This is a genomic window from Citrobacter tructae (assembly GCF_004684345.1).
In the GTDB taxonomy this organism is placed as follows: Bacteria; Pseudomonadota; Gammaproteobacteria; order Enterobacterales; family Enterobacteriaceae; genus Citrobacter; species Citrobacter tructae.
The window spans coordinates 812,081-837,772 of the sequence record NZ_CP038469.1 but is presented as its reverse complement, the minus strand read 5'-3'; the positions used below and the strand labels follow the sequence as shown (position 1 = coordinate 837,772).

Annotated in this window: 29 protein-coding genes and 1 pseudogene; 20 read left to right on the top strand and 10 right to left on the bottom strand. The window is 52.6% G+C overall.

The features are described 5' to 3' along the window. Positions 1-54: 54 nt before the first annotated feature. A complete protein-coding gene (locus tag E4Z61_RS04585) occupies positions 55-1,095 on the bottom strand; it encodes an oxidoreductase (RefSeq protein ID WP_135321733.1) in 1,041 nt (346 codons plus the stop codon). 241 nt (positions 1,096-1,336) lie between these two features. Between E4Z61_RS04585 and blr the strand changes: the two genes are divergently transcribed. From blr to gstA, 12 genes are all read left to right on the top strand, one after another. Continuing rightward, positions 1,337-1,462: a division septum protein Blr gene (blr, locus tag E4Z61_RS04580; protein ID WP_135324875.1), complete on the top strand. Its 126-nt coding sequence runs from the start codon at positions 1,337-1,339 to the stop codon at positions 1,460-1,462. A gap of 286 nt (positions 1,463-1,748) precedes the next feature. Beyond that, positions 1,749-1,964 carry a transcription modulator YdgT gene (ydgT, locus tag E4Z61_RS04575; RefSeq protein ID WP_135321732.1) on the top strand — a complete coding sequence of 72 codons (216 nt, stop codon included), beginning with the start codon at positions 1,749-1,751 and terminating at the stop codon, positions 1,962-1,964. A gap of 91 nt (positions 1,965-2,055) precedes the next feature. Next, positions 2,056-2,493, top strand: a complete 438-nt coding sequence (locus E4Z61_RS04570; protein ID WP_135321731.1) for a DUF2569 domain-containing protein — start codon at positions 2,056-2,058, stop codon at positions 2,491-2,493. 76 nt (positions 2,494-2,569) lie between these two features. Beyond that, positions 2,570-3,151, top strand: a complete 582-nt coding sequence (gene rsxA / locus E4Z61_RS04565) for an electron transport complex subunit RsxA (protein ID WP_005121199.1) — start codon at positions 2,570-2,572, stop codon at positions 3,149-3,151. After that, positions 3,151-3,729 carry an electron transport complex subunit RsxB gene (gene rsxB / locus E4Z61_RS04560; RefSeq protein WP_135321730.1) on the top strand — a complete coding sequence of 193 codons (579 nt, stop codon included), beginning with the start codon at positions 3,151-3,153 and terminating at the stop codon, positions 3,727-3,729. The genes rsxA and rsxB overlap by 1 nt, the downstream gene beginning before the upstream one ends. Then, a complete protein-coding gene (gene rsxC / locus E4Z61_RS04555; protein WP_135321729.1) occupies positions 3,722-5,752 on the top strand; it encodes an electron transport complex subunit RsxC in 2,031 nt (676 codons plus the stop codon). The genes rsxB and rsxC overlap by 8 nt, the downstream gene beginning before the upstream one ends. Beyond that, a complete protein-coding gene (gene rsxD / locus E4Z61_RS04550; protein WP_135321728.1) occupies positions 5,753-6,805 on the top strand; it encodes an electron transport complex subunit RsxD in 1,053 nt (350 codons plus the stop codon). It abuts the gene before it with no gap. Positions 6,806-6,814: 9 nt separating this feature from the next. Next, on the top strand, positions 6,815-7,435 hold the full coding sequence (gene rsxG, locus E4Z61_RS04545) for an electron transport complex subunit RsxG (protein WP_135321727.1): 621 nt from the start codon (positions 6,815-6,817) through the stop codon (positions 7,433-7,435). Positions 7,436-7,438: 3 nt separating this feature from the next. Then, positions 7,439-8,134 carry an electron transport complex subunit E gene (locus E4Z61_RS04540; protein ID WP_135321726.1) on the top strand — a complete coding sequence of 232 codons (696 nt, stop codon included), beginning with the start codon at positions 7,439-7,441 and terminating at the stop codon, positions 8,132-8,134. After that, the gene (gene nth / locus E4Z61_RS04535; protein ID WP_135321725.1) at positions 8,131-8,766 is read left to right on the top strand and encodes an endonuclease III; all 636 of its coding nucleotides are present in this window, start codon (positions 8,131-8,133) and stop codon (positions 8,764-8,766) included. The genes E4Z61_RS04540 and nth overlap by 4 nt, the downstream gene beginning before the upstream one ends. A 613-nt stretch (positions 8,767-9,379) precedes the next feature. Further along, positions 9,380-10,885: a dipeptide/tripeptide permease DtpA gene (dtpA, locus tag E4Z61_RS04530; RefSeq protein WP_135321724.1), complete on the top strand. Its 1,506-nt coding sequence runs from the start codon at positions 9,380-9,382 to the stop codon at positions 10,883-10,885. 104 nt (positions 10,886-10,989) lie between these two features. Continuing rightward, positions 10,990-11,595, top strand: a complete 606-nt coding sequence (gstA, locus tag E4Z61_RS04525; protein ID WP_135321723.1) for a glutathione transferase GstA — start codon at positions 10,990-10,992, stop codon at positions 11,593-11,595. A gap of 84 nt (positions 11,596-11,679) precedes the next feature. Here gstA and pdxY read toward each other — a convergent pair whose 3' ends face one another. From pdxY to anmK, 5 genes are all read right to left on the bottom strand, one after another. After that, positions 11,680-12,540, bottom strand: coding sequence for a pyridoxal kinase PdxY (gene pdxY, locus E4Z61_RS04520; protein WP_135321722.1), 861 nt, complete (start codon positions 12,538-12,540; stop codon positions 11,680-11,682). A 55-nt stretch (positions 12,541-12,595) separates the two neighbouring features. After that, entirely contained in the window at positions 12,596-13,870 is a 1,275-nt protein-coding gene (gene tyrS / locus E4Z61_RS04515) for a tyrosine--tRNA ligase (RefSeq protein WP_020996426.1), read from the bottom strand. Positions 13,871-13,996: 126 nt separating this feature from the next. Beyond that, positions 13,997-14,653 (bottom strand): pyridoxamine 5'-phosphate oxidase, encoded by a 657-nt coding sequence (pdxH, locus tag E4Z61_RS04510; RefSeq protein ID WP_096757144.1) that lies wholly within the window; start codon positions 14,651-14,653, stop codon positions 13,997-13,999. Positions 14,654-14,713: 60 nt separating this feature from the next. Further along, positions 14,714-15,043, bottom strand: coding sequence for a C-type lysozyme inhibitor (gene mliC / locus E4Z61_RS04505; protein WP_135321721.1), 330 nt, complete (start codon positions 15,041-15,043; stop codon positions 14,714-14,716). An 87-nt stretch (positions 15,044-15,130) separates the two neighbouring features. Next, positions 15,131-16,252: an anhydro-N-acetylmuramic acid kinase gene (gene anmK, locus E4Z61_RS04500; RefSeq protein ID WP_135321720.1), complete on the bottom strand. Its 1,122-nt coding sequence runs from the start codon at positions 16,250-16,252 to the stop codon at positions 15,131-15,133. A 273-nt stretch (positions 16,253-16,525) separates the two neighbouring features. Here anmK and slyB point away from each other — a divergent pair, with 273 nt between their 5' ends. Beyond that, a complete protein-coding gene (gene slyB, locus E4Z61_RS04495; RefSeq protein ID WP_135321719.1) occupies positions 16,526-16,993 on the top strand; it encodes an outer membrane lipoprotein SlyB in 468 nt (155 codons plus the stop codon). Between the two features lie 46 nt (positions 16,994-17,039). Here slyB and slyA read toward each other — a convergent pair whose 3' ends face one another. Further along, the gene (slyA, locus tag E4Z61_RS04490; protein ID WP_135321718.1) at positions 17,040-17,480 is read right to left on the bottom strand and encodes a transcriptional regulator SlyA; all 441 of its coding nucleotides are present in this window, start codon (positions 17,478-17,480) and stop codon (positions 17,040-17,042) included. A 193-nt stretch (positions 17,481-17,673) separates the two neighbouring features. Between slyA and E4Z61_RS04485 the strand changes: the two genes are divergently transcribed. From E4Z61_RS04485 to E4Z61_RS04475, 3 genes and pseudogenes are all read left to right on the top strand, one after another. Next, positions 17,674-17,910 carry a DUF1656 domain-containing protein gene (locus tag E4Z61_RS04485; protein ID WP_135321717.1) on the top strand — a complete coding sequence of 79 codons (237 nt, stop codon included), beginning with the start codon at positions 17,674-17,676 and terminating at the stop codon, positions 17,908-17,910. A gap of 2 nt (positions 17,911-17,912) precedes the next feature. Continuing rightward, on the top strand, positions 17,913-18,776 hold the full coding sequence (locus tag E4Z61_RS04480; protein ID WP_205746879.1) for an efflux RND transporter periplasmic adaptor subunit: 864 nt from the start codon (positions 17,913-17,915) through the stop codon (positions 18,774-18,776). Next, a pseudogene (locus tag E4Z61_RS04475) lies at positions 18,773-20,813 on the top strand (FUSC family protein). Before E4Z61_RS04480 ends, E4Z61_RS04475 begins: the two are co-directional and overlap by 4 nt. Here the strand turns inward: E4Z61_RS04475 and sodC are convergent. The 3 genes from sodC to E4Z61_RS04460 all read right to left on the bottom strand — a co-directional run bounded on the left by sodC (position 20,789) and on the right by E4Z61_RS04460 (position 22,576). Next, positions 20,789-21,310, bottom strand: coding sequence for a superoxide dismutase [Cu-Zn] SodC (gene sodC / locus E4Z61_RS04470; RefSeq protein WP_135321714.1), 522 nt, complete (start codon positions 21,308-21,310; stop codon positions 20,789-20,791). The pseudogene E4Z61_RS04475 and the gene sodC overlap by 25 nt on opposite strands. Before the next feature lie 80 nt (positions 21,311-21,390). Beyond that, positions 21,391-22,287, bottom strand: coding sequence for an aldo/keto reductase (locus E4Z61_RS04465; RefSeq protein ID WP_135321713.1), 897 nt, complete (start codon positions 22,285-22,287; stop codon positions 21,391-21,393). A gap of 49 nt (positions 22,288-22,336) precedes the next feature. Continuing rightward, complete coding sequence (locus tag E4Z61_RS04460; RefSeq protein WP_135321712.1) at positions 22,337-22,576, bottom strand: DUF1289 domain-containing protein; 240 nt, start codon at positions 22,574-22,576, stop codon at positions 22,337-22,339. 101 nt (positions 22,577-22,677) lie between these two features. Between E4Z61_RS04460 and E4Z61_RS04455 the strand changes: the two genes are divergently transcribed. From E4Z61_RS04455 to rnt, 4 genes are all read left to right on the top strand, one after another. Then, on the top strand, positions 22,678-23,277 hold the full coding sequence (locus tag E4Z61_RS04455; RefSeq protein WP_135321711.1) for a TetR/AcrR family transcriptional regulator: 600 nt from the start codon (positions 22,678-22,680) through the stop codon (positions 23,275-23,277). Between the two features lie 59 nt (positions 23,278-23,336). Further along, positions 23,337-24,434: an alkene reductase gene (gene nemA, locus E4Z61_RS04450; RefSeq protein ID WP_135321710.1), complete on the top strand. Its 1,098-nt coding sequence runs from the start codon at positions 23,337-23,339 to the stop codon at positions 24,432-24,434. 97 nt (positions 24,435-24,531) lie between these two features. Beyond that, on the top strand, positions 24,532-24,939 hold the full coding sequence (gene gloA, locus E4Z61_RS04445; protein WP_135321709.1) for a lactoylglutathione lyase: 408 nt from the start codon (positions 24,532-24,534) through the stop codon (positions 24,937-24,939). 94 nt (positions 24,940-25,033) lie between these two features. Next, a complete protein-coding gene (rnt, locus tag E4Z61_RS04440) occupies positions 25,034-25,681 on the top strand; it encodes a ribonuclease T (protein ID WP_096757157.1) in 648 nt (215 codons plus the stop codon). Positions 25,682-25,692 lie beyond the last annotated feature (11 nt).

The following is a 25,692-nucleotide window of genomic DNA, read 5'->3' as shown; positions in this document are numbered from 1 at the left end:
TTCAGATGTAGGCCGGATAAGATGCTCTTGCATCACCATCCGGCATTTACATTATCAGGCAAGGCTCAGCGTAGAGCGGTGTTTTGCTGATTCAAGACCTAACTCGATAAGTTCCATAATTTGAATGGCCTGCCGTGCCGGAACCGGGTTTTCGCCATTGCCGTTCAGCGCATCGCGGATGCCCGCATAATAAGCCGGATAGTTGCCCGGCACAGTCAACCAGGTTTCTTCCACGCGTTCTTCGCCTTCGACCCGCGTCAGCACGCCATCGCGCATGTCGTAACCCCAGTCTTCCTGCGGCAAACGTTCGCCATTTTTTAGACGTTCCTCCTGCGGATCAAGACCGTACTTCACATAGCTCCCGCGCGATCCATGCACGATATAGCGCGCAGACTCAGCGGCAGCAAGCATTGTACCGTGCAGAACCACTCGACGCTGCGGGTAGGCCAAAATAGCGTGGAAATAATCTGTCGATTGCGCGCCAGGACGCAGCTGCGCCAGGTCGACCGTCAGGCTGACGGGCAAACCAAACAGGTTTATGGCCTGATCCAACAGATGCGGTGCCAAATCGTACCAGACGCCGCTTCCCGGTCCGCCCTGTTCACGCCAGCGGTCACGAACCTGCGGACGAAAACGATCGAAGTGGGATTCAAAGTAGGCAACTTCACCCAACACACCGTCTGCCAGAAGGGCTTTTAGCGTCAGGAAATCACTGTCCCAGCGCCGGTTATGGAAAACAGAGAGCAAGCGCCCCAGGCTACGCGCCAGTGCATCCAGCTCACGAGCTTGTGACAGTGTCACGGTGAAAGGCTTATCAACAACCACGTGTTTACCCGCTTCCAGCGCCGCTTTCGCGAGTGGGAAATGCGTGTCATTCGGCGTGGGGATCACAATCAAATCGATACTGGGATCGTTAAACAGATGCTTAGGCTCACTCACCACCGCAACAGAAGGCCAGTCCGCCTTCACTTTTGCTTCATCACTGCTGGATACCGCAGCCAGTTCCAGCCCAGGGGTGCCCACTATCAGAGGGGCATGGAAAGTTTTGCTGGCATAGCCATAGCCAATCAACCCAACGCGGATGTTGTCACTCATGTTATTGCCTCTCTATTCAGGACTGACCTATTTCACACCATACATTGCAACGTCACAACAGTTTAATAACCTTTACGCGATAAAGGTCGTTACTTAACTTAAGTCAAACATATGCCACTTAGCGTTAACTTGCTGCGAAAAAGTCTTCGAAATCGTTCCCGATGCTCTTGCCGTCTTACTTATTGATAAGTAACATTTGCCCCCTGTGTTTAAGGATAAATCAAAGCAAATGTCGTCAGTAATGAATCGTCTTATTGAGTTAACAGGTTGGATTGTTCTCGCGGTCTCCGTCATCCTTTTAGGTATTGCCACTCATATTGACAACTACCAGCCACCGGAACCGACGGCTGCGGTGCAGAAGAAATAACCAACGGCCTTCTTTTTTAACCCAGCAGTCATGCTGGGTTAGGCTGTAAAAGCGTCATTTCTGTCAAAAAAAGCGAATTATGCAGTACCCCACTCAGGCACTTATTGCCTGCGATTGCGGAGCGCGTTACCCTTTTAACAGATACTCATCGTGCCTGCGTGTCTATCAGTACGAATACTCTTATTTTTATCTTTGCACACCAATACGCTTTTACCTGTGCAACCTTGTTTATTTTTTAATATTCACTACTCCGTTGGTGTTATTTTCTTAACATGGATCTCCGTATATGACTGTTCAGGATTACTTATTAAAATTCCGTAAAATCAGCTCACTCGAAAGTCTGGAAAAACTGTTCGATCACCTTAACTACACGCTCACCGACGATCGCGACATTATCAATATGTATCGTGCTGCGGATCACCGCCGTGCGGAGCTTATCTCCGGTGGACGCCTGTTCGATATCGGTGAGGTGCCTAAATCTGTTTGGCATTATGTGCAATAAATAAGAAAGTAGCGCTCATCGTTAAAAGCTTTATAATAATCGCCCCAAAATGAATGGCATGATTGTTCGCGCGCGTAACCCTGGAGAAGAAATGACGACACCGGCACAACGTATCGGAGGCTGGCTACTTGGGCCACTGGCCTGGCTGTTAGTGGCGTTGTTGAGCGCTTCACTGGCGATGCTGCTGTATGTGACTGCGCTAGCCACACCGCAGACGTTCAAAACGCTCGGCGAACAAAGCACCGCTAATTTGCTTTTATGGGGCGTTTCCTTTATTACCGCTATCGCCATGTGGTACTACACGCTGTGGCTGACAATCGCGTTTTTCAAACGCAGGACCTGTGTGCCTAAGCACTATATTCTATGGCTGCTGATCTCTGTGTTACTGGCGATTAAAGCGTTTGCGTTCTCACCTGTACCGGATGCCTTTGCCGTACGCCAGCTCTTGTTCCCGTTATTAGCTGCCGCGCTACTGGTGCCCTATTTCAAGCGTTCGCAACGCGTGAAAACGACGTTTGTGAACCCGTAATAACCCTACAGTTAACCTGTTGTCGCCTGCTGTAGATTGACAGATAATAGGCGGCTTTTTTATTTCAGGCCGAAAAATGACTGATTACCTGCTGCTGTTTGTCGGAACTGTACTGGTCAATAACTTTGTACTGGTCAAGTTTCTGGGCCTTTGCCCCTTTATGGGCGTTTCCAAAAAACTGGAAACCGCGATGGGGATGGGCCTCGCCACGACCTTTGTAATGACGCTGGCATCGATTTGCGCATGGCTGATTGACACCTGGATCCTCATCCCGCTCGATCTCATCTATCTGCGCACGCTGGCCTTTATTTTAGTCATCGCCGTGGTCGTACAATTTACCGAGATGGTGGTGCGTAAAACGAGTCCTGCACTGTATCGCCTGCTGGGGATCTTCTTACCGTTGATCACCACTAACTGTGCAGTATTGGGCGTCGCGTTGCTAAATATCAATCTCGGCCATAACTTTTTACAGTCGGCGCTGTACGGTTTTTCCGCCGCCGTTGGCTTCTCACTGGTGATGGTATTGTTCGCCGCCATTCGCGAGCGTCTTGCCGTGGCAGATGTTCCGGCTCCTTTTCGCGGTAATGCGATTGCGCTGATTACCGCCGGTTTAATGTCATTGGCCTTTATGGGCTTTAGTGGTTTGGTGAAGCTGTAATGAATGCTATCTGGATTGCCGTTGCCGCAGTGAGTCTGCTGGGTCTGGCGTTCGGCGCTATTTTAGGTTATGCCTCCCGGCGTTTTGCCGTTGAGGACGATCCGGTTGTAGAAAAAATCGATGAAATTCTCCCACAAAGCCAGTGTGGCCAGTGCGGTTACCCTGGCTGTCACCCGTATGCAGAAGCGATAGGCTGTCAGGGGGAAAAAATCAACCGCTGCGCCCCTGGCGGTGAAGCGGTGATGTTAAAAATTGCGACGCTGCTGAACGTCGATCCGCAGCCCATTGATGGCGATGAACAAGACGTCACGCCAGTGCGTATGCTAGCGGTCATTGATGAAAACAATTGTATTGGCTGCACAAAGTGTATTCAGGCCTGCCCGGTTGACGCCATCGTCGGTGCGACGCGTGCTATGCACACAGTCATGAGCGATCTCTGCACCGGGTGTAACCTGTGCGTTGATCCCTGCCCGACCCAGTGTATTGAATTACGCCCGGTTGCCGAAACGCCTGATAGCTGGAAGTGGGATTTGAACACCATCCCCGTGCGCATCATTCCCGTGGAACAACATGTTTAAGCTATTCTCTGCATTCAGAAAAAACAAAATTTGGGACTTCGAAGGCGGTATTCACCCACCCGAGATGAAGACCCAGTCAAACGGTACGCCGCTGCGACAGGTTCCCTTGCCGCCGCGCCTGGTAATTCCGCTGAAGCAGCATATTGGTGCTGAGGGCGAACTGTGCGTAAACGTCGGCGACCACGTCCTGCGTGGTCAGGCGCTGACGCGTGGGCGCGGTAAAATGCTGCCGGTACATGCCCCCACCTCCGGCACCGTTGTGGCCATTGCTCCACACTCCACTGCGCATCCTTCAGCCTTAGCTGAGATCAGCGTCATTATTGATGCAGATGGCGAAGATCGCTGGATTGAGCGTGACGGCTGGTCTGACTTTCGTTCCCGCAGCAGGGAAGAGCTAATTGCCCGTATTCATCGGTACGGCGTTGCCGGGCTGGGTGGCGCAGGTTTTCCTACCGGCGTCAAACTACAGGGCGGCGGAGATAAAATTGAAACGCTGATTATCAACGCCGCTGAATGCGAGCCCTATATTACCGCTGACGACCGCCTGATGCAGGATTGTGCCGCCCAGGTGGTGGAAGGCATTCGCATCCTGGCTCACATTCTGCAACCGCGCGAAATACTGCTGGGAATTGAAGATAACAAACCGCAGGCCATTTCAATGCTGCGCGCGGTGCTGGCGGACTCACACGACATCAGCCTGCGCGTTATCCCGACCAAATACCCTTCCGGAGGGGCGAAGCAACTGACCCAGATTCTGACCGGGAAACAGGTCCCGCATGGCGGGCGTTCCTCGGATATTGGCGTCCTGATGCAAAACGTCGGTACGGCCTATGCTGTCAAACGCGCCGTGATTGACGGGGAGCCGATCACCGAACGCGTCGTGACGCTGACCGGCGAAGCCGTCAGCCGTCCGGGCAATGTCTGGGCTCGATTAGGCACGCCTGTTCGCCACCTGCTTGATGACGCGGGTTTTTGCCCATCCTCTGAGCAAATGGTGATCATGGGCGGCCCGCTGATGGGCTTCACCCTTCCCTGGCTTGATGTTCCGGTCGTGAAGATCACCAACTGCCTTCTGGCGCCGTCTGCCAGTGAAATGGGCGAACCGCAGGAAGAAAAAGGCTGTATTCGCTGTAGCGCCTGCGCCGATGCCTGTCCAGCAGATCTTCTGCCTCAGCAGCTTTACTGGTTCAGTAAAGGTCAACAGCACGACAAAGCAACCAGCCATAATATCGCTGACTGCATTGAATGCGGCGCCTGCGCCTGGGTATGCCCCAGCAATATTCCGCTAGTGCAGTATTTCCGTCAGGAAAAAGCCGAGATCTACGCCATAAGCCAGGAAGAAAAACGCGCCGCAGAAGCAAAAGCGCGATTTGAAGCCAGACAGGCGCGACTCGAGCGCGAAAAAGCCGCTCGTCTTGAGCGCCATAAAAGCGCTGCGGTCCAGCCTGCGGCGAAAGACAACGATGCCATAGCTGCCGCGCTGGCCCGCGTGAAAGAAAAACAGGCGCAGGCTTTGCAGCCGGTTGTCATTAAGGCGGGTGAGAAACCGGATAATAGCGCTGTCATTGCCGCCCGGGAGGCGCGTAAAGCACAGGCGCGAGCGAAACAAGCAGAAAATTCGCAGACTGAAACGAGCGGCACAGAGGCTGACCCGCGCAAAGCCGCCGTCGAAGCCGCTATTGCCCGCGCCAAAGCACGCAAGCTTGAGCAGCAGCAGGCCGTCACCGAGACCGCCGAGCCGGTTGACCCACGCAAAGCCGCGGTAGAAGCCGCGATTGCCCGCGCCAAAGCACGTAAGCTTGAGCAGCAGCAGGCCGTCGCCGATACCGCCGAACCGGTCGACCCGCGCAAAGCCGCGGTAGAAGCCGCTATTGCCCGCGCCAAAGCACGCAAACTTGAGCAGCAGCAGGCCGTCACCGAGACCGCCGAGCCGGTTGACCCACGCAAAGCCGCCGTTGCGGCCGCTATTGCACGCGCTCAGGCTAAAAAAGCCGCCCAGCAGCAGGTTGTTAACGAGGAATAAATGGTATTCAGAATCGCAAGCTCTCCCTATACCCATAACCAGCGCCAGACATCGCGTATTATGCTGCTGGTGTTAATTGCTGCGTTACCGGGGATTGCCGCTCAGCTCTGGTTCTTTGGCTGGGGAACATTGGTGCAGATTATCCTCGCCTCCATCAGCGCAATTGCCGCTGAAGCAGGTGTGCTTAAACTGCGTAAGCAGCCGGTTGTGGCTATTTTAAAAGACAACTCCGCACTTCTCACCGGGTTACTGCTTGCCGTCAGTATTCCGCCTCTGGCACCGTGGTGGATGGTGGTATTGGGCACCGTATTTGCCGTTATCATTGCTAAACAACTGTACGGCGGTCTCGGACAGAACCCGTTTAACCCGGCGATGATTGGCTATGTAGTCCTGCTTATCTCCTTCCCGGTGCAAATGACGAGCTGGCTGCCCCCGCATGAAATTGCGGCCACGGTACCCGGCTTTGTTGATGCCCTGAACGTCATCTTTTCAGGGCATACGGCAAGCGGTGGTGATATGAACACGTTGCGGATGGGTATTGACGGAATCAGCCAGGCGACTCCGCTCGATACGTTCAAGACATCGTTACATGCAGGACGCACGGTTGAACAGGTTATGCAGTACCCCATTTACAGCGGGATGCTCGCAGGCGCAGGTTGGCAGTGGGTAAATCTGGCCTGGTTGGTGGGTGGAGTGATCCTGTTGTGGAAAAACGTTATTCGCTGGCATATTCCGGTGAGTTTCCTGCTGTCGCTCGCCGTCTGTGCGGCATTAGGCTGGTTTTTCTCGCCGGAAACGCTGGCTTCTCCACAGTTGCATTTGCTCTCTGGCGCAACCATGCTCGGCGCGTTCTTCATTCTTACCGATCCCGTTACAGCATCGACAACTAACCGTGGTCGCCTAATTTTTGGCGCGCTTGCTGGTCTGTTAGTGTGGCTTATCCGCAGTTTTGGTGGGTATCCGGATGGCGTGGCCTTTGCTGTATTGCTGGCAAATATCACGGTTCCTCTGATTGATTATTACACCCGCCCTCGCGTGTACGGACATCGCTAAGGACAACATATGCTGAAAACGATTCGTAAACACGGTATCACTCTGGCACTGTTTGCTGCGGGCTCTACGGGGTTAACGGCGGCAATCAATCAGCTCACTAAGTCCACGATTGATGAGCAGGCAACGCTACAGCAAAAAGCGCTGTTTGATCAGGTTCTGCCGAACGGCCACTACAATAACAGCCTGCGAGACAGCTGTTATCTGGTTACTGCCCCGGCATTAGGTAAGGGGACGCACCGAGTTTATATCGCCCTTCAGGACGCGCGTCCGGTCGCGGCAGTTCTGGAAGCCACGGCGCCAGATGGCTACTCAGGAGCGATCCAACTGCTGGTCGGTGTCGATTTTAACGGTACCGTGCTGGGTACACGGGTCACAGAGCATCATGAAACGCCAGGCCTTGGTGATAAAATTGAGCTACGTCTGTCCGACTGGATCACCCACTTTAGCGGTAAAACGATCTCTGCTGAAAACGATCCACACTGGGCAGTGAAAAAAGATGGCGGCAACTTCGACCAGTTCACCGGTGCAACCATCACGCCCCGCGCAGTAGTCAATGCGGTGAAACGCGCGGGCCTGTATGCACAGACGCTGCCTGCGCAACTTCCTCAACTCCCCGCCTGTGGAGAATAAACCATGAGCGAAATTAAAGACGTTATTGTTCAGGGGCTGTGGAAAAACAACTCCGCGCTGGTACAGTTACTCGGCATGTGTCCGCTGCTGGCCGTCACCTCTACCGCCACCAATGCCCTCGGGCTGGGGCTTGCCACGACGTTAGTTTTAACGCTAACCAACCTGACCATCTCTGCACTGCGCCGCTGGACGCCGTCTGAGATTCGTATTCCAATCTACGTCATGATCATCGCTTCTGTGGTCAGTGCCGTACAGATGCTTATCAATGCCTACGCCTTTGGCTTGTATCAGTCTCTGGGGATCTTCATCCCACTGATTGTTACCAACTGTATTGTTGTCGGTCGTGCTGAGGCCTTTGCTGCGAAAAAAGGCCCTGCGCTTTCCGCGCTGGACGGTTTCTCCATTGGTATGGGGGCAACCGGTGCGATGTTTGTGCTGGGTTCACTACGCGAGATTATTGGTAACGGCACGTTGTTTGATGGTGCAGACGGCCTGCTGGGTAGCTGGGCCAAAGCACTGCGCGTTGAGATCTTCCACACTGACACGCCGTTCCTGTTAGCCATGCTGCCTCCCGGCGCGTTTATCGGGCTGGGGCTAATGCTGGCCGTGAAGTATCTTATTGACGAGAAGATGAAGAAACGTCGCGCGGAGGCTGCTGTGGCAGACACGCCGGCGGGTGAGACAGGGAATGTGTCATGAACAAAGCAAAACGGCTGGAAATACTAACGCGCCTGCGCGATAACAATCCGCACCCCACCACCGAACTCAATTTTACGTCGCCGTTTGAGCTACTGATTTCCGTGCTGCTTTCGGCACAGGCGACTGATGTCAGCGTTAATAAAGCGACGGCGAAGCTCTACCCCGTCGCCAACACCCCTGCAGCAATGTTGGAGCTCGGCGTTGATGGCGTTAAGTCGTATATCAAAACGATTGGTCTGTTCAACAGCAAAGCTGAAAACGTGATTAAGACCTGCCGCATTCTGCTCGAACAACACAATGGTGAGGTTCCAGAAGACAGAGCGGCACTGGAAGCGCTGCCAGGAGTCGGACGTAAAACGGCCAACGTGGTACTGAATACCGCCTTTGGCTGGCCAACCATCGCCGTGGACACCCATATTTTTCGGGTCTGTAATCGTACACAATTCGCACCAGGAAAAAACGTCGAACAGGTCGAGGAGAAGTTGCTGAAAGTCGTTCCCGGTGAATTTAAAGTCGACTGCCATCACTGGTTAATTCTTCATGGCCGCTACACCTGCATTGCCAGGAAGCCGCGCTGCGGCTCCTGTATCATTGAAGATCTCTGTGAATTTAAAGAGAAAGTCGACATCTGATCAGAAGGGGTAACGCCCGTTACCCTTTCTTACCATAACGATTAGTTATGCACTCCCCAATCGTTTAATCCCCGACAATGATGCCACGCTTAAGCACATATCTAATGTAATATTCTTGCCAATTAACACCTGAGCAGGTTAATCGTTTTTTTAGTAGTAGAAATTTCTATCCATACGTGAACAGGATCACATTGATAACTTCATGTTAAATATTTTTATCTTTATAGTTAAAATGACAATCAGATGACCTGAGCCACACGATTCGATACAAAACATTACACTGGCTACTTTTCAGATAACGGGCTATATCACTGGATTCAACGTCAAATAGCAGAACATATCGCCAATCTGCGGATTTCGCCCCCACTTAACAGTGAAAAAAACTGCTATTTTTCGATTGAAAAAATTTAACGCTAGATAACATTTCTCAGCCCCGACGATTTCACCAGTTCGGATATATGTAACAGAGTATTACAAACCTCTTGTCTGGAGGGGCAAGATAGTGAACATTACTTGCCGTTTCCCCTCCCACTATAACAATCGGACGGATGAACTTGGCTCATCACGTACCAGAACACCCCCGTAGATATGGGATGTAAAAAAAGAGGTAATAGTGTCTACTGCAAACAATAAACCAACTGAAAGCGTAAGTTTAAACGCCTTCAAACAACCAAAAGCGTTCTATCTCATTTTCTCAATTGAGCTGTGGGAACGTTTTGGCTACTACGGCCTGCAAGGGATTATGGCCGTCTACCTGGTAAAACAGCTGGGTATGTCAGAAGCGGATTCCATCACTCTTTTCTCCTCCTTTAGCGCCCTGGTTTATGGTCTGGTTGCCATCGGCGGCTGGTTAGGTGATAAAGTTCTCGGAACGAAGCGTGTCATTATGCTGGGTGCCGTTGTTCTGGCCATCGGTTATGCTTTGGTTGCATGGTCCGGTCACGACGCGGGTATCGTTTATATGGGTATGGCGGCCATCGCGGTCGGTAATGGCCTGTTTAAAGCAAACCCATCATCCCTGCTCTCCACCTGCTATGCAAAAGATGACCCGCGTCTTGATGGTGCATTTACCATGTACTACATGTCCGTCAACATCGGTTCATTCTTCTCTATGCTAGCAACTCCGTGGCTGGCTGCACGTTACGGTTGGAGCACTGCGTTCGCCCTGAGCGTCGTAGGTATGCTGATCACCGTTGTTAACTTCGCATTCTGCCAGCGTTGGGTTAAACAGTACGGTTCTAAACCTGATTTTGAGCCGATCAATTTCCGTAACCTGCTGCTGACCATCGTTGGCGTGGTGGTATTGATTGCTATCGCGACATGGCTGCTGCACAACCAAGGTATTGCACGTATGGTTCTGGGCGTTATCGCGCTGGGCATCGTGTTTATCTTCGGTAAAGAAGCCTTCGCCATGAAGGGTGCCGCGCGTCGCAAAATGATCGTCGCCTTCATTCTGATGCTGGAAGCGATTATCTTCTTCGTGCTGTACAGCCAGATGCCGACGTCACTGAACTTCTTTGCGATTCGTAACGTTGAACACTCTATTCTGGGTATCGCGTTCGAACCTGAGCAGTACCAAGCGCTGAACCCGTTCTGGATCATCATCGGTAGCCCAATCCTTGCCGCCATCTACAACAAGATGGGTGACACCCTACCAATGCCAACCAAGTTCGCAATTGGTATGGTTCTGTGTTCTGGTGCATTCCTGATCCTGCCGCTGGGTGCAAAATTCGCTACCGACGCGGGTATCGTTTCCGTTAACTGGCTGATTATCTGCTACGGTCTGCAGAGTATCGGTGAACTGATGATCTCCGGCCTGGGTCTGGCAATGGTTGCACAGTTGGTGCCACAACGCCTGATGGGCTTCATCATGGGTAGCTGGTTCCTGACTACTGCTGGTGCAAACATCATCGGTGGTTATGTTGCTAACATGATGGCAGTACCAGAAAACGTGACCGACCCGCTGATGTCGCTGGAAGTCTACGGCCGTGTGTTCCTGCAGATTGGTGTTGCAACTGCAGTCATCGCTGTTCTGATGCTGCTGACCGCGCCGAAACTGAACCGCATGACTCAGGATGACGACGTAAACGAGAAAGCCTCTAAGGCCGCGACAGCGTAATTCTCAGGGAAACTTATTTTCAGGCCGCTAACTGATGTTAGCGGCTTTTTTTTTGCCCGAGGTAGCACTACCATACGATATACCTCAGCCAAAAGGAGTTACCGATGAAACTGTTCTACAAACCGGGCGCTTGTTCTCTCGCTTCCCACATCACGCTACGTGAGAGCGGTAAAGATTTCACCCTGGATGGTGTTGATCTGATGAAGAAACGTCTGGAAAACGGCGATGATTTTTTCGCGGTAAACCCAAAAGGACAAGTTCCTGCTCTATTGCTGGACGACGGTACGCTACTGACCGAAGGCGTGGCCATCATGCAATATCTGGCCGACACGGTGCCAGACCGCCAACTCCTCGCCCCCACCAGCAGCCTCTCGCGCTATAAGACGCTGGAGTGGCTTAACTTTATTGCGACAGAACTGCATAAAGGCTTTACGCCATTGTTCCGTCCTGATACTCCGGATGAGTACAAACCGACCGTACGCGCGCTGCTGGAGAAAAAAATGCAGTATGTGAACGAGTCACTGAAAGACAACCCATGGATCTGCGGTCAGCGCTTTTCCATTGCAGATGCCTATCTGTTCACTGTGCTACGTTGGGCGTATGCCGTGAAATTGAATATGGAAGGATTAAGCCATATCGAAGCCTATATGGCACGCATGGCTGAGCGTCCGGCGGTGGCCGCTGCGCTTAAAGCGGAAGGGTTGAATTAATTATTGTTGTCGGGTGGCGCTACGCTTATCGGAACTACAGCAAAATGTAGGCCCGATAAGCGAAAGCGCCATCGGGCAATTCACTCAGAGCAGCGTGGCGCTGAAATAGTGATCAGGTTTAGCGATACGATCCTGCGCGGCAACCACCTGCAGCTCATACTCATGCATCTCTTTGGTGGCGATCATAATCTCGTACACTGCTGCCGTCACATGCTCAAGTGCCTGCTGCACCGTCGCGCCCTGTAACAGTTTCACCAGCAGCAACCCGCTGGTCACGTCACCGACACCGACTGGCTGACGCGCGCCAAAATCCACCAACGGACGGCTGATATGCCATGCCTGCTCAGCGGTGACCAGCAGCATCTCGAATCGGTCGGGGCTCATACCCGCACGGGCAAGGTGCTTCACCAGGACGACTTCTGGCCCCTGAGCAATCAGTTCACGCGCCGCTAACACCGCCTCATTGACGTTGTTCACCGCATGTTCACATAAGATCTCAAGCTCGACCAAATTCGGTGCGATAACATCGCTGGCCGGTAACGCATGGCGTACGTGGAACTCGGCGACACCCGGCGCCACGATACAGCCTTTTTCCGGATGCCCCATTACAGGATCGCAGAAATACTTCGCCTGAGGATTGGCAGCCTTCACCTGGCGGACAATCCCCAAAATATGTTCGCCCTGCTCTGCAGAACCGAGGTATCCACTCAGTACCGCATCACAGGTCTTAAGTTTATCGATATCGGCAATTCCCTGGACGATGTCTGTCAGGTGGCTGGGCGGCATCACGCAGCCTGTCCATTTGCCATATTGCGTGTGGTTGGAAAACTGAACGGTATTAAGAGGCCAGACGTTAGCGCCAAGACGGCGCATCGGAAATTCTGCTGCACTATTGCCCGCATGACCAAAAACAACGTGGGACTGGATGGCGAGGATATTTTTCATTTTTTTACCTGAACAAAAATAAGGGAGTGATTTCTCACTCCCATTACTTAACGCATTATTTCCAACAAATCAGACAATAGTTCTTTTTGCCACGGCGCAATAAGGTATAGCGACCGAACAAAATATCACTGTCCTGGAAGAAATATTCCGGGTCAGACTGTTTCTCGCCGTTGATGGTCACCGCATTCGACGCGATGGTCTTACGCGCCTGGCCGCGAGATGGCTGCAGCTCGGAATCAACCAGCGCCTGCATCAGATCGGCACCTTTGTCCATTTCGATCATTGGTACGCCATCCTGCGCCAGCTGTTCAAAATCTGCTTCGCTGAGATCGCTTAAGTTACCGTTGAACAGGCTTTCAGTAATGCGTTTTGCCGCCACCAGACCTTCTTCACCGTGAACCAGACGCGTAACCTGCTCCGCCAGAACATACTGGGCACGAGGTGCTTTACCGCTGTTCTTGTCTTCTTCTTCCAGCGCATTGATCTCTTCAATGTCCATGAAAGTGAAGAATTTAAGGAAGCGATAGACGTCAGCATCTGCGGTGTTAATCCAGAACTGATAGAACTTGTACGGACTGGTTTTCTTCGGATCCAACCAGACTGCACCCCCTTCCGTTTTACCGAATTTGGTCCCGTCTGCTTTGGTGATCAGCGGAACCGTCAAGCCGAACACCTGATTCTGGTGCAAACGACGGGTCAAATCGATACCGGAGGTAATGTTACCCCACTGGTCAGAACCCCCAATTTGCAACGCCACGCCGTGCAGTTTGTTCAGGCAGGCGAAATCGTACCCTTGCAGCAGGTTGTAAGAAAACTCGGTAAATGAGATCCCCTGATCGTCACGGTTCAGACGTTGCTTCACCGCTTCTTTGTTGATCATCTGGTTCACAGAGAAATGCTTGCCGATATCACGCAGGAAAGTCAGTACGTTCATACCGCCAAACCAGTCGTAGTTGTTCGCAGCAATTGCAGAGTTGTCGCCACAGTCGAAATCGAGGAACGGCGCAACCTGTTTGCGGATTTTATCCACCCACTCCTGCACCGTGTCTTCGGTATTCAGTTTACGCTCGGCGGCTTTAAAGCTCGGGTCACCAATCAGACCGGTTGCACCACCTACCAGTGCGACAGGCTTGTGGCCCGCCTGCTGGAAGCGTTTCAGGCATAACAATGGAACCAGATGCCCCAAATGCAAGCTGTCAGCGGTAGGATCGAAGCCGCAATAGAGCGCGATCGGGCCTTGCGCCAGTCGCTCTGCTAACGCTTCTTCGTCCGTCACCTGGGCCACCAGCCCCCGCTCTTGCAATTGTTTAATCAAGTTACTGCTTGCCATCAAAATCTCCATGTATAAAACGACTGCACCTTTGCCGGTACACGACTTTTCGCCTGATGCGAAAGAGACATAGAATAAAGCGCCGGATTCATCAGCACCAGCGCTTAAAACAAGAATTTTGCATCTTTAGGGTGCCAGGCGATCGATTTTCCACGCGTTGTCTTCACGCTGGTATAAAAAACGATCGTGTAAGCGGTTTTCGCCGCCCTGCCAGAACTCCATTTGCTCGATACTCACGCGAAAACCGCCCCAGAAACTCGGCAACGGGACTTCCCCTTGCTGAAACTTCTGCTTTAGCTCAAGAAATTTGCTTTCAAGAATACCGCGCGCAGAGATACGACTGGACTGTTTTGATACCCAGGCGCCAATTTGGCTGTCACGAGGGCGACTGTGGAAATACTTCACCACTTCGAGCGTGGAAAGACGTTCGGCCTTGCCGATAACCATCACCTGTCGTTCCAGTGTATGCCAGGGGAACAGCAGGCTAATACGAGGATTGTGTTCAATCTGGTGGGCCTTACGGCTGCCCATGTTGGTATAAAACACCAACCCCTTGTCATCATAATGTTTGAGCAACACGATGCGCTGGTACGGCTGACCGTTCTCATCAACGGTGGCGACAACCATAGCGGTAGGATCGGCGAGTTTAGCGTCACAGGCTTGTCCAAGCCAGCGCTCAAAAAGCGCAAGCGGCTCGGCGGGAAGATCGCGGCGGCGAAGACCGCCTTTCGTGTATTCACGGCGCAGATGCGCAATTTGCTGCAATTCGTCGTTATCAGACATGATGTTTGGGCTACGGATTGTCAGTGGGTGACGCTATTGTGCGCCGCCCAGGTGAAAATCTCAACGCTTCGGGTTCTGTAACTGACAGTTATTTAACACAACTCTGTCACGTTTGTAGACCGTCGCGCTGTCTCCTTTAGACCAGAAGACGTAGATGCCATCGGTGTACCGTGCGCCCGATGCCGATACACCCTGTTTAAGATTTACTAACTGGTTATCATAAACAAAGCTCGCCGTTTGTTGGGTATTATTCAATTTCACGGTCAGCGGTTTTTCGTCACAACGGTATTCGAGGGTATCCGTTTGCATACGCTCGACAAATTGGTTGTAGACACTACAACCGGTAAGCAGTACCGGCAAACATACCAATAACAGTTTTTTCATAGCCATATCCTGAAGACATTCCTGGTCCCGGAGGGCAATAACACCCTCCCTAACATCCCTAGTTTACCGGCATTGTCGCCAGGATAATTTCAGTTAACTCTGAGTTCGCGGATTCGCAGGGAAAATTGCGCCTAAAACACTGGACTCTGCCGCACCGGTTACTGAGGGTAAATTGCCCGGCAATCCCGCCAGCGTTCGCCACGCCAGCCAGGCAAAGGCTAACGCTTCCATATCATCACCGCTAATGCCAGCCTCATCGGTAGAGGTCACTTCAGTGCCCGGCAACAGTGCCGCCAGGCGCATCATCAGCAGCGGATTACGGCTCCCACCGCCACACACCATCAACCGTTCGCAGCCACCGCTTAACAAAACCTGCTCGGATATGGTCACTGCCGTTAGTTCAGCAAGCGTCGCCTGCACATCGCGTGGCGCTATCCCCGGGAACTGCGCCAGATGACGTTCGATCCAGCCGTAATTAAAGTATTCGCGACCAGTGCTTTTGGGTGCCGGTGCAGCAAAATAGGGATCACTCAGCATACTTTGCAGCAAAGGCAGAATGACTGTTCCTTCACAGGCCCACTGCGCGTCTTTGTCGTAGGGTTGTCCACATTGCCGCCAGATCCAGGCATCCATCAGCATATTACCCGGCCCGGTGTCATATCCCCGCACAGGGCGCTGGGGAATCAACAGAGACAAATTAGCAATACCGCCAATATTCAACACCATCCGACGCTCCGTTGGATGCGCCAACAGCGCCTGATGGAAAGCGGGAACCAGCGGCGCACCCTGCCCGCCCAACGCCATATCACGGCGGCGAAAATCTCCGACTACGGTGATACCGGTACGCGCCACAATCTGGTTATTGTCACCAATTTGCAGCGTATGCGGCGCGCTGCCAGTCGGCTCATGCCAGACGGTTTGACCATGACAGCCTATCGCGACGATATCCTGCGGCTTTAATTTTTGCTGCGCCAGCAGCGCATTTACCGCCTCGGCAAACAGACGCCCCAACTGCGTGTCCAGTTGACCATACTGCGACAGCGTGAGCTGCTGCCCCTGACAGATATCGAGAATGGCCTGCTTCAAATGGATGGGGATGGGCCAGGTCAGACTCGCCTGCTGCGCGACCATCGTTTCATCTATTGCCGCCAGCACAACATCAACACCATCAAGGCTGGTTCCAGACATAACACCGATAAAACGGCCCGATTTCATACGTCATCCTTTTAAACAAGTTAGCCTTGACACTCAACCATAAAGTGCTGATTAATTCCATGCTTCGTTGATGATTTTTAATGGCAAATCATGACAATGGTCGCTTAATTACATCAATTATATGAATGATTCGTTTATACTCGGTTGATCCGATTTCGGTTAAGATTTTCATATTGTTCCAGTAGAACATGTGACCTTAGGCTCACAAATGCCATATAATTTAACCATGAAGGGTGCTCTATTAGCGTTTCGTGGTGTAAAGGAGAGTTATAAATGATTAAACGTGCACTGATTGTTTCATTAATGGGATTATCTTTAGCGGGTTGCGTTAACAACGATAGTCTTTCAGGTGACGTGTATACCGCATCCGAAGCGAAACAGGTTCAGAACGTGACCTACGGTACTATCGTTCATGTTCGTCCGGTGCAAATTCAGGGTGGTGATGACGCTAACGTGATCGGCGCTATCGGTGGTGCAGTACTCGGTGGATTCCTCGGTAACACCGTAGGCGGCGGTACTGGTCGTTCATTAGCCACGGCGGCAGGTGCGGTAGCGGGCGGTGTTGCAGGTCAAAGCGTCCAGGGTGCGATGAATAAAACCCAGGGTGTGGAACTGGAAATCCGTAAGGATGACGGCAATACCATCATGGTGGTGCAGAAACAAGGCGCAACCCAATTCGCTTCTGGCCAGCGTGTAGTGATGGCAAGCAACGGCAGAGAAGTTACCGTTTCTCCACGCTAGTCAAATTTACGTGTGGTCATGACCTGGCCACACGTAGATTTTCGCATCAGCCCTGAGACTGTAGCTCAATGATATTGTGTTCCAGTCGGGCAACCAGCTTAATCAGCAGATTAATTTCCTCAGCTGAAATCCCTTCCAGAATCTCGCTGCGCGTTTTATTGATTACCGCTTCCATATCAGCAATCAGCGGTTCGGCTTTCTCCGTCAGTTTAATTCTCTTTGCCCGACGATCGCTGGCGCAAGTCTGTCGTGAAATGAGTCCCTTTTCTTCCAGTTGGTCAAGCGTACGCACCAGTGAAGGCTGCTCAATACCAATCGCTTTAGCCAGCTGAATCTGCGATTGATCCGGCGGCAACTGATGAATGTTGTGCAGCGTAACCCAATGCGTCTGCGTCAACTCCAGAGGTTTTAGGCGATGGTCAATCAGAGCACGCCAAATGCGCACCAACCGTGCCAGATCAGAACCTAATGGCGATTCCAATTTCATCTCCTTATAATTAGCTTGCTAAGTTATTGTGCTGATTTTAGAATAGTGTGCAGCATTTGTATTCCCAAAACAAATGTATTGCCAAATTTGCTTACCGGATGACATTTTTTCAGACATTTTGCGTTAAAGAGACGTATTGTCCCTTTCTTTGCTAAACCTATAGCAATGCTCTCTTCCGCCAAGGATTTTGCCCGTGAAGTTTATGTTTAATGCAACAGGACTGCCCCTACAAGATTTAATGATCGGTGCATCTGTCTACTTTCCTCCACTTTTCAAAGCGATTATCCCCGGATTTATCCTCTGGCTGGTTGCCCATCGCCTGCTACGAGACTGGATGTACTCCGGTGAAATCTGGCATCCCTTGTTAATGGATTTGTCGCTCTTTGCGCTTTGCGTGTGTCTGGGCTTTGTTATGCTGATTGCGTGGTGATTATGTCGCTCAAAACCATTAAATACTTCTCCACTATTATAGTCGCTGTTACCGCCGTTCTCGCGGGTTGGTGGATGTGGAATTATTATATGCAGTCCCCCTGGACACGTGACGGCAAAGTCCGTGCGGAGCAGGTCAGCATCACGCCGCAGGTATCCGGAAGTATCACCAGCCTCCATATTAAAGATAATCAGTTTGTTAACGCTGGCGACGTGCTATTTGTTATCGATAAGACGCCGTTTCATATTGCTGAACTGAATGCTCAGGCGCAGTTAGCGAAAGCGCAGTCCGATCTGGCAAAGGCTAACAACGAAGCCAATCGCCGCCGTCATCTGTCGCAAAATTATATCTCTGCCGAGGATCTGGACACGGCCAACCTCAACGTAAAAGCGATGCAGGCGAGCGTTGGGGCCGCTGAGGCCACTTTGCGACAGGCTCAGTGGCAACTGACTCAAACGGAAGTGAAAGCGCCGGTCGCCGGTTGGGTGACAAATCTTTCTACGCGCCGTGGAGATTACGCGACTACCGGTAAGCCCCTGTTTGCCCTGGTCGACAGCCGCTCATTTTATGTGATGGGATATTTTGAAGAGACCAAGCTTCGCCATATTCGTGAGGGAGCACCGGCGCTGATTACGCTGTACAGTGGCAACGTAAAGTTACAGGGTCACGTATCCAGCATTGGCCGTGCGATTTACGATCAAAGCGTAGAGAGCGACTCCGGCCTTATACCTGATATCAAACCAAACGTACCGTGGGTAAGACTGGCGCAACGGGTGCCCGTGCGTATCGAGTTTGACGCTCTACCACACGATGTCACCCTGGTTTCGGGCACGACCTGCAGCGTATCCATCGGTCCGCAAAAATGAAACGGCTTCAACTGACGCCCGGCAATTTGCCATGGTTTAAAGCCACTGCCGCACAGTGGCGTTACGCGCTGCGTAATACCATCGCGATGTGTCTGGCGTTAACATTCGCCTATTACCTGAATCTGGATGAACCCTACTGGGCGATGACCTCCGCTGCGGTGGTCAGTTTTCCCACCGTTGGCGGCGTCATCAGCAAAAGTTTGGGACGTGTGGCAGGTAGTTTGCTGGGGGCTACGGCGGCGTTGATCATTGCCGGTCATACCCTCAACGAACCATGGCTATTTCTGCTCAGCATGTCAGCATGGATTGGTTTATGCACCTGGGCCTGTGCGCACTTTACCAATAACGTGGCTTACGCGTTTCAACTGGCAGGTTACACCGCAGCTATCATTGCATTTCCAATGGTGAATACGATTGAGATTACGCAACTGTGGGATATTGCCCAGGCGCGGGTGTGCGAAGTTATTGTCGGAATACTCTGCGGTGCCATGATGATGATGATCCTGCCCAGCACGTCCGATGGCACAACGCTGCTGACCGCGCTGAAAAACATGCACGCGCGTTTGCTGGAACATGCCAGCCTACTCTGGCAACCCGAAACCACCGATGCGATCCGCTCAGCCCATGAAGGGGTGATCGGCCAAATTCTGACCATGAATTTGCTGCGTATTCAGGCATTCTGGAGTCACTATCGCTTTCGTCGCCAGAATGCCCTGCTCAATTCGCTGTTGCATCAGCAACTGCGCCTCACCAGCGTGATTTCCAGCCTGCGCAGAATGTTGCTGAACTGGCCGAATCCCCCCGCACAGACCCGGGAAATTATTGAGCAACTGCTCAGTGCGCTGGTGAAATCCGATACCGACAGCTATACCGTGGCACGCATTATTGCCCCCCTGCGTCCGCAGAATCAGCACGACTACCGACACGTCGCCTTCTGGCAACGGCTACGCTATTTCTGCCGTATCTACCTGCAAAGCAGTCATTATCTGCATTTGCTTGAAAACGGCGTGACCGCTGAGCGCATCAACGTGAATCGCACCCCGGGTCTGGCTCGCCATACCGACAATGTGGAAGCCATCTGGAGCGGGTTACGAACCTTCAGCACGTTGATGTTGGTCGGCGCGTGGAGCATTGGCGCACAGTGGGAGTCTGGCGCGGGGGCGCTGACGCTGGCCGCCATTAGCTGCGTGCTGTACTCCGCCGTTGCCGCCCCGTTCAAATCACTCTCACTGCTGATGCGCACGCTGGTACTGCTGTCATTATTCAGTTTTGTGGTGAAATTCGGCCTGATGGTGCAAATCACCGACCTGTGGCAATTCATTCTGTTTCTCTTCCCACTGCTCGCCACCATGCAGCTGTTAAAGCTGCAAATGCCTGCCCTTGCCGGACTTTGGGGGCAGTTGATCGTCTTTATGGGATCATTCATTGCCGTGACCAATCCGCCAGTGTATGACTTTGCCGATTTTCTAAATGATAATCTGGCGAAAATTACCGGCGTGGCGCTATCTTGGCTGGCCTTTGCTATCTTGCGGCCAGGCTCAGATGCGAGAAAGAGTCGACGTCATATTCGCGCCCTGCGTCGGGATTTTGTTGACCAGCTCAGTCGGCATCCGTCGCACAGTGAACATGAATTCGAGTCGTTAACCTATCATCATGTTAGCCAACTCAGTAATAGCCAGGACGCGCTGGCAAGGCGATGGTTATTACGTTGGGGAGTGGTGCTGCTGAACTGCTCGCATGTGGTGTGGCAACTGCGTGCCTGGGAAGCGCGTTCCGATCCACTGGCCCGCGTCAGGGACGTATGCATCTCACTGCTACGCGACGTGATGAGCGAGCGTGGCGTACAACAACGTCCGTTGAATGCCACGCTTAGCGAATTACAACACATCTGCGATACGCTTGCCCATCACCATCAGCCTGCTGCACAAGAACTGGCAGCACTTATCTGGCGTTTACATTGCTCGTTGTCTCAGCTTGAGCAAGCCCCCCCACCGGGAACGTTAACCCATTGATTATTTAATTACTCCGCAAGCGTAACGCGCTCCGCCACCGCCGAGCGGTTTCGGTTGATCGGACATATTATCGCCGCCCATGTGGATCATCAGCGCCTTACCTTTAATCTCATCCAGTGATTTCAGACGCGGAGCGATGACTGCTGTCTTGGCATATCCTTCAGCATTAACAACCAAAAAAGGCAAATCACCCAAATGTCCGGCACCTTCCGGGCCTTCATGTTTGCCGGTTTTATGCGGGTCAAAATGTCCGCCCGCAGATTCCGCAGCCGAGGCTTTACCCTCTTTGATAGCAGGCTGACAGCTACCATTTGCATGCACATGAAAACCATGTTCACCCGGCGGCAGTGCCTTCAGATCTGGCGTAAACTCCAGCCCTTTTGCGGTTTCAGCAATGGTGACTGACCCAATCGCCTGACCAACGCCTTGCGACGTCACCAGGTTCATCTCCACTTTCTCACTGGCAGCCTGCGCGACCGCGCAGGCCAGTAAGGTGATTATGGCTATACTCAAACGCTTCATACGACCTCCGTCACTATGTGTCTGACTGGTAAGTGTAAACCAGTGACGCAATTTTGAGCGACAGAACGCCGAAAACGCGATTACGGTACGTCGTAACCCAGCGCGGCTTTACGGATACGGAACCATTGCTGACGGGACATGTTCAGTGATTCGGCCTCAATGGCGGCGCGAACACGTTCAATTTTTCCTGATCCAATAATCGGCAACGGCCGAGATGGCAGACGGAGGATCCACGCGTACACCACCTGCTCAATAGATTGCGCATTTAGCTCTTGCGCAATCACGGCAAGTTCATTGCGAAGCGGCTGGAAAGCATCATCATTGAACAACCGCCCACCACCAAGACAGGACCAAGCCATCGGCCGGATGCGCAGTTGCTGTAGTTGATCCAGGGTACCATCCAGCAGAAGTGGCTGATGTACTGGTGAAATCTCGACCTGATTGGTTGCAAGGGTAAACGGCAGACGCGATTGCAGCAGTGAAAACTGCGCGGGCGTAAAGTTAGATACGCCAAAGTGGCGTACTTTGCCGCTATGATGCAGTTTTTTAAACGCCTCTGCCACCTCATCGGCATCCATCAGCGGATCGGGACGGTGGATCAGCAGCAGATCAATATGGTCGGTCGCCAGCAGTTTCAGCGACTGCTCCGCGCTAGCAATAATATGATCGCTGTCGGTGATGTAGTGACCCAGGGTATTTTCCGCGCGCGCAGTGGTGGCGATACCGCATTTGGTCACAATCTGCATTTTTTCGCGCAGATGCGGAGCCAGCTTCATCGCCTCGCCAAATGCCGCTTCGCACTGGTACCCGCCGTAAATATCGGCGTGATCGACAGTAGTGACGCCCAGATCCAGATGTTCCTCAATAAAGCTGACTAACTGTCGCGCGGACATATTCCAGTCCATCAGACGCCAGTACCCCATGACAAAGCGAGAAAATTCCGGGCCTTGCGGCGCAATAGTAATACGCTGAACCATAGCAGCTTCCTTATAAATGAATGTGCACCGAGTATACGCAATTACGCTTTTAAAAGAGTGAAGGTTGTTGCGGTTCTTCAGGGAGGCTGGGTTTGTTTGCACGTAATTTACGCATCAGACGCTGGCGACACAGGCGCAGCACATCCTGCTTTTCGGCATCGCTCATTTTCTGCCAGTTAAAACGCTCATCCCGGCTACGAAAACATCCCCGGCAAAATCCGCGCTCGTCGGACTGGCAGATCCCGCGACACGGGCTCTGGACGGGGAAAAACTCCAGCTGTTCGGCCACATCCCCTCCTTCAGTAAGATTGATATATCTATTGAAGACGTTAACTGAATTTCTGGCAAGCGCTATTGCATTAGACCGACTGGTCTATTACACTCCATGCCATGAACAAAGCAACTGAACACGACACACGTGAACATCTTTTGGCGACCGGCGAGCAGCTTTGCATGCAGCGCGGCTTCACTGGTATGGGTTTAAGCGAACTGCTGAAAACCGCCGAGGTGCCCAAAGGATCGTTTTACCACTATTTTCGCTCTAAAGAAGCGTTCGGTGTTTCTATGCTTGAGCGCCATTACGCGGCCTACCATCTGCGGCTGGCCACGCATTTTGAGTCAGGTGCCGGAAACTACCGCGACAGAATTATCGCCTACTATCAGGAAACCCTGAATCAGTTTAGTCAGCACGGCATGATTAGCGGCTGCTTAACCGTAAAACTGTCTGCCGAAGTGTGCGATCTCTCAGAAGATATGCGTACGGCGATGGATACCGGCGCGCGGCACATTATTACCCTTTTGGCGCAGGCGCTGGAAAAAGGTCGCGACACGCGCTGTCTGTCGTTTACCGGCGAACCGTTGCAGCAGGCGCAGGTGCTGTATGCGCTGTGGCTGGGGGCCAACCTGCAGGCCAAGATGTCTCGCAGTGCCACCCCGCTGGAATATGCGCTGGCGCACGTTAAAACCATCATTGCAACGCCTGGCGTTTAAACAGGCGTTTTTATTTACCCAATTGCTAGACGACCGGTCTATTCATATCTGGAGTTACTATGTCATCTGAAAAATTGTTTTCCCCGCTCAAAGTGGGTGCTATCACAGCGGCAAATCGCGTCTTTATGGCCCCGCTGACGCGTCTGCGCAGTATCGAACCTGGCGACATCCCGACTCCGCTGATGGCCGAGTATTATCGTCAACGCGCCAGTGCGGGCCTTATCATCAGCGAGGCCACGCAAATTTCCGCCCAGGCTAAAGGTTACGCCGGAGCCCCAGGCATCCACAGCGCAGCGCAAATTGAAGCCTGGAAAAAAATCACCGCTGCCGTCCATACAGAGCAAGGTCATATTGCCGTACAGCTGTGGCATACCGGTCGTATCTCTCACGTCAGCCTGCAGCCAAACGGACAACCGCCGGTTGCTCCTTCCGCCCTCAGCGCCGGTACCCGGACCTCGCTGCGCGATGAAAATGGCCTGGCCACACGTGCCGATACCTCTATGCCGCGCGCCCTGGAAACCGAAGAAATTCCGGGAATCGTCAATGATTTCCGACAGGCGATCGCCAACGCACGCGAGGCTGGATTTGACATGGTCGAGCTGCACTCAGCGCATGGCTATTTGCTGCATCAGTTCCTGTCGCCAACCTCTAACCAGCGTACCGATCAGTATGGCGGCAGCGTCGAAAATCGCGCGCGTCTGGTGTTGGAAGTCGTCGACGCCGGGATCAAAGAATGGGGCGCAGATCGGATTGGTATTCGCGTGTCCCCTATCGGTTCATTCCAGAACGTCGATAACGGTCCGAATGAAGAAGCCGATGCGCTGTACTTGATTGAACAGCTTGGCAAACGCGGTATCGCTTATCTGCACATGTCCGAGCCTGACTGGGCCGGTGGTGAGCCGTACAGTGATGCATTCCGCGAGAAAGTTCGCGCACGTTTCCACGGTCCGATTATTGGTGCCGGGGCCTACACGCCAGAAAAAGCAGAAGCGCTGATTGAGAAAGGGTTGATCGACGCCGTCGCCTTTGGCCGCGCCTATATTGCTAACCCAGATCTGGTCGCCCGTCTGCAGCACAAAGCGGAACTGAACCCGCAGCGCGCGGAGAGTTTCTACGGCGGCGGAGCGGAAGGTTACACCGATTATCCTACCCTGTAACGTCACAAACCCCGTTCTACCATTGATAGCGGCGCAACAACGCCGCTATACTAAAACAACATTTTGAATCTGTTAGCCATTTTTGAAGGGGAAAAAGATGCGTTTACTTCATACCATGCTGCGCGTAGGTGACCTGCAGCGTTCTATCGAGTTTTACACCAACGTGCTGGGCATGAAGCTGCTGCGTACCAGTGAAAACCCTGAATACAAGTATTCTCTGGCGTTTGTCGGTTACGGTCCTGAAACCGACGAAGCCGTCATTGAGCTGACCTACAACTGGGGCGTCGATAAATACGACCTGGGTTCTGCGTACGGGCACATTGCCCTGAGTGTAGACAACGCTGCAGAAGCCTGCGAGCGCATTCGCCAGAACGGCGGCAACGTGACACGCGAAGCGGGTCCGGTCAAAGGCGGAACGACAGTTATCGCATTTGTAGAAGATCCGGACGGTTACAAAATCGAACTGATCGAAGAGAAAGACGCAGGTCGCGGCCTGGGTGACTAATCTCCCCTCGGGCGCAGATCGTCTGTGCCCGTAGTTTTATACTCATCATTTTGTCATAATACGCGCTGCAATTTTCCCGTATTAAGAGACCCAGATGTCCGATAACGCTCAACTTTCCGGTCTGTGTGACCGTTTTCGTGGTTTTTATCCTGTCGTCATTGACGTAGAAACAGCAGGATTTAACGCCAAAACCGATGCGCTGCTTGAGATTGCAGCCATCACGCTGAAAATGGATGAACAAGGCTGGCTGATGCCGGACATGACGTTGCATTTCCACGTTGAACCGTTTGAAGGGGCAAATCTGCAACCGGAAGCACTCGCGTTTAACGGTATCGACCCGAGTAATCCGCTACGCGGCGCAGTCAGCGAATACGACGCCCTGCACGCCATCTTCAAAATGGTGCGCAAAGGCATCAAAGACAGCGGCTGCAATCGGGCGATCATGGTTGCGCACAATGCCACCTTCGACCACAGCTTCATGATGGCAGCCGCAGAACGCGCCTCGCTGAAGCGTAATCCGTTTCACCCGTTTGTTACCTTCGATACCGCAGCCCTGAGCGGTCTGTCGCTGGGACAAACCGTACTGTCTAAAGCGTGCCTGGCTGCAGGTATGGAATTTGACGGAAATCAGGCGCACTCTGCTCTGTACGACACCGAACGTACGGCGGTGCTGTTTTGCGAAATCGTTAACCGCTGGAAGCGCCTTGGCGGCTGGCCTCTGCCAATGCCTGAAGAAGCGTAACGCGTCGCTAC